Genomic DNA, 546 nt, shown 5'->3' with positions numbered 1-546 from the left:
GTCCTGTGCATCGAAGTATTCCGCCGTCGCCGCGATCACCACCTTGGGCCGCGTCAGGCCATCCGCCTGCCAGGCAAGGCAGCCCTCGATCATCCAGGCCAGGATCCCCGGCCACTCGAGGCGAAGCTTCAACTCGAGATCACGGTCGGGATTCGCCGGCTTGTGAATAAACGGGACGAGATTGAAGCGCCGGCGCATCGCCTCATCCACGTTCTTCAGGCGTGGCTTGTGGTTGCCGATGATGGTGAGCTTGAACTGCGGACGGAAGGTGAAGAAGTCCTGCCGCATGAAGCGCGCCGCGATGAGGTCGCCGCCGGTCATCTGCTTGATGCGGCTCTCGGCCCAGGTGCGACCCTCCTCCGTCTCCGATGCGGTCACCAGCCGGGCACCGCGGAGCATGGCGAGGTCGGTCGGGTGCCTATCGGCGAGGCTGGCCGTAAAGGTGTCCATGGCGGCCGTGGTCGCGTAGTCGCCGAGGATGTTCGCCACGGTGTTGAGGAACACCGACTTGCCATTGCCGCCGGGGCCGTGCCCGAAGAGCAGGGC

Annotated in this window: 1 protein-coding gene; it reads right to left on the bottom strand. The window is 65.6% G+C overall.

Going from position 1 to position 546, the window contains the following annotated elements; translation table 11 throughout:
- A partial coding sequence (locus tag AC1DWF_RS37800; RefSeq protein WP_476843537.1) for a phage/plasmid primase, P4 family occupies window positions 1-546 on the bottom strand: 546 nt, incomplete at both ends.

The sequence above is a fragment of the Aminobacter sp. P4_D5 genome (assembly GCF_056401815.1).
This window is presented reverse-complemented; position numbering and strand designations above follow the sequence as displayed.